Raw genomic sequence first — 6,770 nt, 5'->3', positions numbered from 1 at the left:
GCAACACATCGAATAACGCCCGCACCGGCTGCGATCCGAGTCGTTGCCGGGCCTGGCGCAACGCACTGCCGCTGGGCACCACGAGCGGCAGACCGGACAACCCGGCGGTCAGCTTCGACCACACCTGCAGGTATCCCAGTTCGGCGAACAGGCACCCGGCCAGTAGCAGATACATCACGACCCGGGCCGGCAACAGCCTGACCCTGGACTCGGTCCGCCTGGTCATGGCCAGGACATCATCGACCATCTCGAACGGCACCAGCCGAGTCAGCTCGCCCAGATGACCCGGCGCGAACACGCCCGCGGCTACCGTCACCGTTCGAGTTATGGCAATCTGATCAGCCAGCGGAGCTCCAGGTTCAAGGGCGTCTTAGAGTGGCCACCCTCTATACCGGAGCTCCGCTGCCTCGTCTCCACGACACGCTTGACGGCCTACCGAAACGCCTAACTGAACGGCGTTGCAGCTAGCACCCGGCCTCTCAGGCCGCCCACTGGTCGTAACCCAGCTTCACCACCAACGCCAGCACCACCACCAGCAACACCACCCGCACAAACCCCGACCCGCGACGCGACGCCATCCGCGCACCCACCACCGCGCCCGCGATGTTGCACACCGCCATCGCCGCGCCCAACCACCACCACACGTGCCCGGTCACCGCGAACACCACCAACGCACCCAGATTCGTACCCGCGTTGACGACCTTCGCCATCGCCGACCCGTGCACGAAATCCGCACCCACCAACGTCGTGAACGCCAGCACCAGAAACGTGCCCGTACCCGGCCCGATCAACCCGTCGTACAGGGCGATGCCCACCCCGGCCACACCGATCGCCACCGCCACCCGCGCCCGCGTCCGCCGCGCCGGCACGGCCACCACCCCCAACCGGGGACGCAGCAACACGAACACGGCCACCGCCACCAGGACCACCAACACCACCGGCCGGTACGCCGACGCCGGCACCGCCCCGGCCAACGCCGCGCCCACCCCCGCGCTGAGCACCGCCACACCCGCCGCCGGCCCCGCCAACCGCCAGTCCACCTTCGTGCGCCGCGCGTACGTCGCCGCCGCCGTCGCCGTACCGAAGATCGCCGCCAACTTGTTCGTACCCAACGCCGTCGCCACCGGCACACCCGGAGCCGCCACCAACAACGCCGGCAGCAGCAACAACCCGCCACCACCGACCACGGCATCCACCCACCCGGCCATCGCCGCGGCGGCCAGCAGGGTACTCAGCGATACGGCGTCCACGGTCGGCAATTCTCCCCACCCAACACGCCCCACCAGCCCTTCAAGTGGCACGACTCACCGCTCACCGGCCCCGCCTACGCCGCAACCACACCCCCCACGCGCCGACCGCCACGAACACCAGCATCGAACACAGCAACAGCTTCACCACACGGCAACCCTGTCACGGGCACGTAAGGTGCAGGAGTGCGCCTGGCCACCTTCAACCTGCTGCACGGACGATCCCTCACCGACGGCCTCGTCGACCCCGACCGACTCGCCGCCGCCGTACGCGCCCTCGACGCCGACGTCCTCGCCCTGCAGGAAGTCGACCGCGACCAACGCCGCAGCGGCAACCTCGACCTCACCGCCATCGCCGCCCGGGCACTCGACGCGCCCCACCACCGCTTCGCGGCCGCCGTCGTCGGCACCCCCGGCGAACGGTTCCGACCCCTGCGCCACGACGACGACGGCCACGGCGAACCCTGCTACGGCATCGGCCTCATCAGCCGCCACCCCGTCCGCAGCTGGCACATCACCCGACTCAAACCCGCGCCCGTACGCTCACCCATCTACGCCCCCGGCCCCGGCGGCGGCCTCATCCTCCTCGACGACGAACCCCGCGTCGTCCTCGCCGCCATCCTGGACACCCCCCACGGCCCCCTCACCGTCGCCGCGACCCACCTGTCCTTCGTACCCGGCTGGAACGCCCGCCAACTCCGCCAGACCGTGCGCGCCCTACGCGCACTACCCGGCCCCCGCGTCCTACTCGGCGACCTCAACCTCCCCGCCGGCCCGGCCCGCCTCGTATCCCGCTGGCAGCCACTCGGCCGACGCCCCACCTACCCCTCCGGACAACCCCGCGTCCAACTCGACCACATCCTCGCCGACCGGCACGCCCTCGACGCGCTCCCACCCGTACGGGCCGTCACCACGCCGACGTCCACCATCTCCGACCACCGACCCCTGCTCGTCGACCTCGGCTGACGTCACCCTCAGCGCGCCGCGTCACCCTCAGCCGGCAGCAGAGCCGCCAACACCCGATGGGTACGACTCGCGCGGATCGCCTCCCGCTGCTGCCCGGCCGTCACCTCGATGTACGTCTGCGACGACGCCAACGAGGCATGCCCCAACAACCGCATGATCTCCGCCGCGCCCGCGCCGTCCTCCGCCAACCGGGTCGCGAACGTGTGCCGCAACGCGTGCAACCGCGCCCCCTTCGGCACCCGGTCACCGATACCCGCCCGCCGGTAACACGACTCGACCAGATACTGCAGACCACCACGGCGCAGCGGCTCGCCCCGCCGGTCCACCAGCAACGCCGAGTCGGGGCGTACCGACCGCGAACCGAAACGCCGCGCGCGACTCGCCAGATAGTCCACCAACACCCGGTCCAGATCCGCCTCGATCGGCACCACCCGGGGCCGCCCGCCCTTGCCCGCCACCTCCACCCGCCGCTCACCCGGACGCCCACCCAGCGACCCGACCCGCAACGCCAGCAGCTCCGACAGCCTCAGCCCGGCGCACAGCGCCACCGCCAACACCGCCACGTCCCGCTCCGGCCACGGGTCCCGCTGCCGGCCGTCGTCACGCGCCACCGACGCCAGCAGCACCTCGGGAGTGTCCGCGCCACGCAGCGGCTTCGGCTCGGGCAGGACGGCCCGAGGCCGGTCGACCGCCGGCATCGGGTTGCCCGCCACCACTCCGTCGGTCACCAGGAACGTGAAGAAGCTGTTCCAGGTCGACCAGGCGCGGTGCACCGACGCGGGAGCCCGGGGAGCGGCGAAGCGCGCGAACGCCGCCCGCAGCACACGGGGGGACAGGTCGGTGATCGTCAGCTCGTCGAGGGGGAGGGGAGTGGCGTCACCGTCGGCGACCAGGGCGGCCACGGCGTGCAGATCACGTCGGTAGGCCGCCAGGGTGTGGGGGGAGGGCTTGCGGGTGGCCCGAGCGGTCAGGAACTCCTCGATCAGCACCTTGAGCGATTCGTCCTGTTTGTCATGCATAAGGTATATTATGCATGATTTTCGCGTTGCCCGAAAGGGGGGGGGAGAGGGGAGCGAAGGCGTCGCGGGTTGCCGATCAGGGCGTCCTGGACCCCAGGTGAACCGGTCGAGCCGGGATGACAATGGCGGCCCCGCGACGGACGCGTGGGCTGCGCCGACGTTGGCGTTCAAGACGAGCTGCGGCCTTGGCACGCTCCGTCCGAGACGTGGCGTCCGCCGAAGCGGCGCAGCTCGCCCATAATCGCGCTATATCCAGGATCGAGTGGTCTCGGTGCGCAGTGGAGGCCACTACTTCCTGGTTCGAGCACGATCAAGACGTTGCGGGATCGCCGGGCTGGGCCGCTCGCCCGACGCGCCCGGCGCGGCTGGTCGGGGGTGGGCCTTGCGCGGTCGACTTTACATAATGTGCATTATCGAATGTGGCACGACAGCCTGGTGGGCTAACGTGTTGTCACTTGAGTCTTCCCATTTACTTGAGCCACGGCGGGCGCCCCTGTCCCGCCTGGTTTCTGCCCCCCTTCGCTGCGTGACGGGCACAGACTGTTCATCGTTCGCCGGCCCGGCCGTCACCCGCCAGGTGATGGTTTCGTCCGAAGGGGAAGGTCGAGGCCCTCATCTGCGGTCGGGTCGTCGGAGGATGTGGCTCCTCCTCCCCCCGATCACCGATCTGATGATGGCCCCCACGACGTGCATGGGGTCATGGGACGTCACTCCCTCACCGAACTATGCGGCGAGGGCGAGCGCCGTTCGCTGGGTGACCCGCCATGCGAACAGCAGGCGGTCGCTCTTGCTGGAGTTGCACGACCCACAGGCCCACGCGAGGTTGCCGATGCTGTGACGTCCGCCCAGCTTGAGCGGCACGATGTGGTCGATGCTGGTCGGCGCGGCGAGGCGGCAGTACGCGCAGAGGCCGACCTGGCGCGCCAGGAGTCGCGCCAGGTCCCGCTCGGTAATGAGGTTTACCCTCTCCCGGGCCAAGGCGCTGCGGCGGCGCATGTTGTGCCTGATGCCGTTCGGACCGGCGGTCCAGCTCGCATCGGCGCACCCGGCGCTACAGAAGACTTTGTGCTTGCCGGCCGATCGGTTGACCGCCCCGCCGCACCACGGGCAAGCCGCTCCGTTCAGGCGCGGCGTCCACGGACGATGCCTGAACCCCAGCGGGTCGCCGTACTTCCGGAGGCGCTGGTAGTGGGAGCCGCAGTACCCGACCGCCAGGACGGGGTTGGTGCACTCGTCGATGAAGCACGTCTCGGCTCGTGGCTGCGGAGTCGGCCGAGCCAGCTCCCGCCAGTTCTTGCCCCACTTCCTGGCGAGCTGGTAGTGCCCATGGCAGAGTTGCTTGGCATAGTGCTCGCGCTCGCAGCCACCCTCGCCGCACGTCGGCTTCGGCTTCCGCGCCGTGCCCAGTGGGTCTCCGGTGCGCTTCCACTGCATGTAGTGCTTCCGGCACCAGCCGCGAGCGAGGAACCTGCCGTCACAGCCTTCGATCTCGCAGAGCCTCACTCGTGTCCTTCCGTACTGGCCGCCCCGCGGTCCGGTGCGCAGGCTATCCGGCGGCGCAGCTGACGTTGTTGAGCGTGAACGCGATCGGCGCCGCATCGCTGGCCTGCCAGGTGCCCAGGACGCCGAAGACCACCGAGGTGCCCGGTGCCACCAGCGGGTTGTAGCTGGCGTTCCGGGCCGTGACGGTGGCACCGCTCTGCTGGGCGGTGGCGGACCAGGACTGGACGATGTGCTGGTCACCGGGGAAGGTGAAGCGGAGCGTCCAACCGTTGATCGGCACGGTGCTGGTGTTCTTGATGGTGATCTGGGCGGTGAAGCCTCCCGGCCACTCGCTCCCGGTGCGGTAGCTCACGGTGCAGGGCGCCGCCGGCGGCGGGTCGATCGGCACCGTGCTGATCTGGGTGAGCAGGGTGCCGGTGGCGTGGTCCTCTACGCGGGCCGTGACCTCCAGGCCGGTGGCCGTGCAGCCGGAGCGCACTGAGTAACCCTCGCTCCAACTGAAGGTCGCGCCCGGATCGACGGTGACCGCCCAGCCAGGCAGCGGGTCGAGGGCCGGGCAGCCGGTGGGGATGCCGGGGGTGGAGCCGACGAACCGGGCGTAGATCGTCGTGGAGAACTGTCGTTGTTGGGCGGTGCAGTTCTGCCCGACGGCCGTGGCGTGGACGGCCTGGCCCGGAACCACCCGCGGCGGGTTGAAGGTGAGCGACTGGAGCTGGACGGTACCGGCGCAGGCGTCGGCCGGATCGGCCTGCGCCGCCGCTGCGGGGACGGCCAGTGCACCGGCGGCGCAGACGGCGGCCGCGGCGAGGGTCAGGAGCGTACGCAAGGGGGTCCTCCTGGGTGAGCTGAGGGATGCACCCGCTGTCAGTCGACCGCATCAATCAATGCCTGTCAATTGACCGGATCGGCGGCGGGTAGCGGGCGATGTGGGCCATGCAGCGGGCGTGGGCCCAACCATGCCGGCCCCAGATGATGAGAAAACCTGCCCGTGGTCCAAGATAACGAGAGGCATGACTCTCTCAAGGATTCTCACTGACTTGGGCCATTGCAGCTCATGAGCCATCCGTGCGGCTCAGGTCAACTGAGAGATGACAACTGGGGAGATTCCCCGCAGCCTTGTCGGAAAGAAGCAATCACGTGTCACTGTGGAAGAAGGCCGCCGTTGTCGCGGTCTCGGCGCTTACGGCGCTCACCGCCTCCGCCTGCGGCGTGGCGACCGGTTCATCGGGCTCGTCCGACGCGCCGAAGCAGACCAGCGTCCTTGAGCTGCTGGCCAGCGACCTCAAGGGCTCGTTGCAGAAGACGATCGACGCCACCGACAAGAGCGACTCGGTGACGCTGACGATGACGGGAACGACCGGCGGTCAGAAGATCTCCATGCAGGGCGTCCTGGACCTGGGTGACCCGGTCAAGGCCGAGATGACCATGGTGGACCCGATCGACGGCCCGACCACCGTCCGGCTGATCGGGACCGCGTTCTACGTCGAGGCGCCGGCGAAGGACCGTGCCAGCATGGGCGGCAAGCGCTGGCTGAAGATGGACATGAGCAGCATCGGCCAACAGGCCGGGATGGACTTCAGCAAGCAGTTCGAGGACATCGACCCGACCAAGCAGGTCAAGACGCTGCTCGCGTCCGAGGGCGTGACGGTCGTCGGTGAGGAGACGGTGAACGGGGCGCGTACGGTCCACTACACCGTGACCACCCCGGTGGCGACGCAGCTGGGTCAGGTCGACGCCAAGCTGCGGGCCGCTGTCGAGAAGCAGTTCGCCGCGGCGGGCGTCAAGGACGTCAAGGTCGACCTCTGGGTCGACGAGCAGTACCGGCCTCGTCGTGCGGCCACGGTCATGGGCGCGATGGGCGACGTCGTGGTCGACTACACCGACTACGGCAAGGCGGTCACCGTCGAGACGCCTCCGCCGGCGGAGACCACTGACTTCGCTGAGATGTTGAAGGGGCTGAGCACCGACAACTGATTCCAGGTGGTGACATTGCCCTGCCGGTGCCCAATAGCACCGGCAGGGCAATGTCGTTTCC

At 69.3% G+C, this 6,770-nt stretch carries 7 protein-coding genes; 2 read left to right on the top strand and 5 right to left on the bottom strand.

Annotation, left to right across the window (positions count from 1 at the left end; genetic code table 11):
• Positions 1–316, bottom strand: a 316-nt coding sequence (locus ACLQ25_RS05725) for a transposase domain-containing protein (protein ID WP_425729751.1), incomplete at its 3' end; no start/stop codon positions are given.
• Positions 317–479: 163 nt separating this feature from the next.
• Positions 480–1,250: a sulfite exporter TauE/SafE family protein gene (locus ACLQ25_RS05720; RefSeq protein ID WP_425729749.1), complete on the bottom strand. Its 771-nt coding sequence runs from the start codon at positions 1,248–1,250 to the stop codon at positions 480–482.
• A gap of 183 nt (positions 1,251–1,433) precedes the next feature.
• Here ACLQ25_RS05720 and ACLQ25_RS05715 point away from each other — a divergent pair, with 183 nt between their 5' ends.
• Positions 1,434–2,213 carry an endonuclease/exonuclease/phosphatase family protein gene (locus ACLQ25_RS05715; protein ID WP_425729747.1) on the top strand — a complete coding sequence of 260 codons (780 nt, stop codon included), beginning with the start codon at positions 1,434–1,436 and terminating at the stop codon, positions 2,211–2,213.
• Positions 2,214–2,221: 8 nt separating this feature from the next.
• Here the strand turns inward: ACLQ25_RS05715 and ACLQ25_RS05710 are convergent, their stop codons facing one another.
• From ACLQ25_RS05710 to ACLQ25_RS05700, 3 genes are all read right to left on the bottom strand, one after another.
• Positions 2,222–3,232 carry a tyrosine-type recombinase/integrase gene (locus ACLQ25_RS05710; RefSeq protein WP_425729745.1) on the bottom strand — a complete coding sequence of 337 codons (1,011 nt, stop codon included), beginning with the start codon at positions 3,230–3,232 and terminating at the stop codon, positions 2,222–2,224.
• A gap of 723 nt (positions 3,233–3,955) precedes the next feature.
• Positions 3,956–4,735 (bottom strand): HNH endonuclease, encoded by a 780-nt coding sequence (locus ACLQ25_RS05705; RefSeq protein ID WP_425729743.1) that lies wholly within the window; start codon positions 4,733–4,735, stop codon positions 3,956–3,958.
• Positions 4,736–4,778: 43 nt separating this feature from the next.
• Positions 4,779–5,561 carry a cellulose binding domain-containing protein gene (locus ACLQ25_RS05700; RefSeq protein ID WP_425729741.1) on the bottom strand — a complete coding sequence of 261 codons (783 nt, stop codon included), beginning with the start codon at positions 5,559–5,561 and terminating at the stop codon, positions 4,779–4,781.
• A 311-nt stretch (positions 5,562–5,872) separates the two neighbouring features.
• Between ACLQ25_RS05700 and ACLQ25_RS05695 the strand changes: the two genes are divergently transcribed.
• A complete protein-coding gene (locus tag ACLQ25_RS05695; RefSeq protein ID WP_425729739.1) occupies positions 5,873–6,709 on the top strand; it encodes a hypothetical protein in 837 nt (278 codons plus the stop codon).
• The last annotated feature ends 61 nt before the right edge of the window (positions 6,710–6,770 follow it).

The organism is Micromonospora sp. DT44, from assembly GCF_049841635.1.
Classification (GTDB): domain Bacteria; phylum Actinomycetota; class Actinomycetes; order Mycobacteriales; family Micromonosporaceae; genus Micromonospora.
This window is presented reverse-complemented; position numbering and strand designations above follow the sequence as displayed.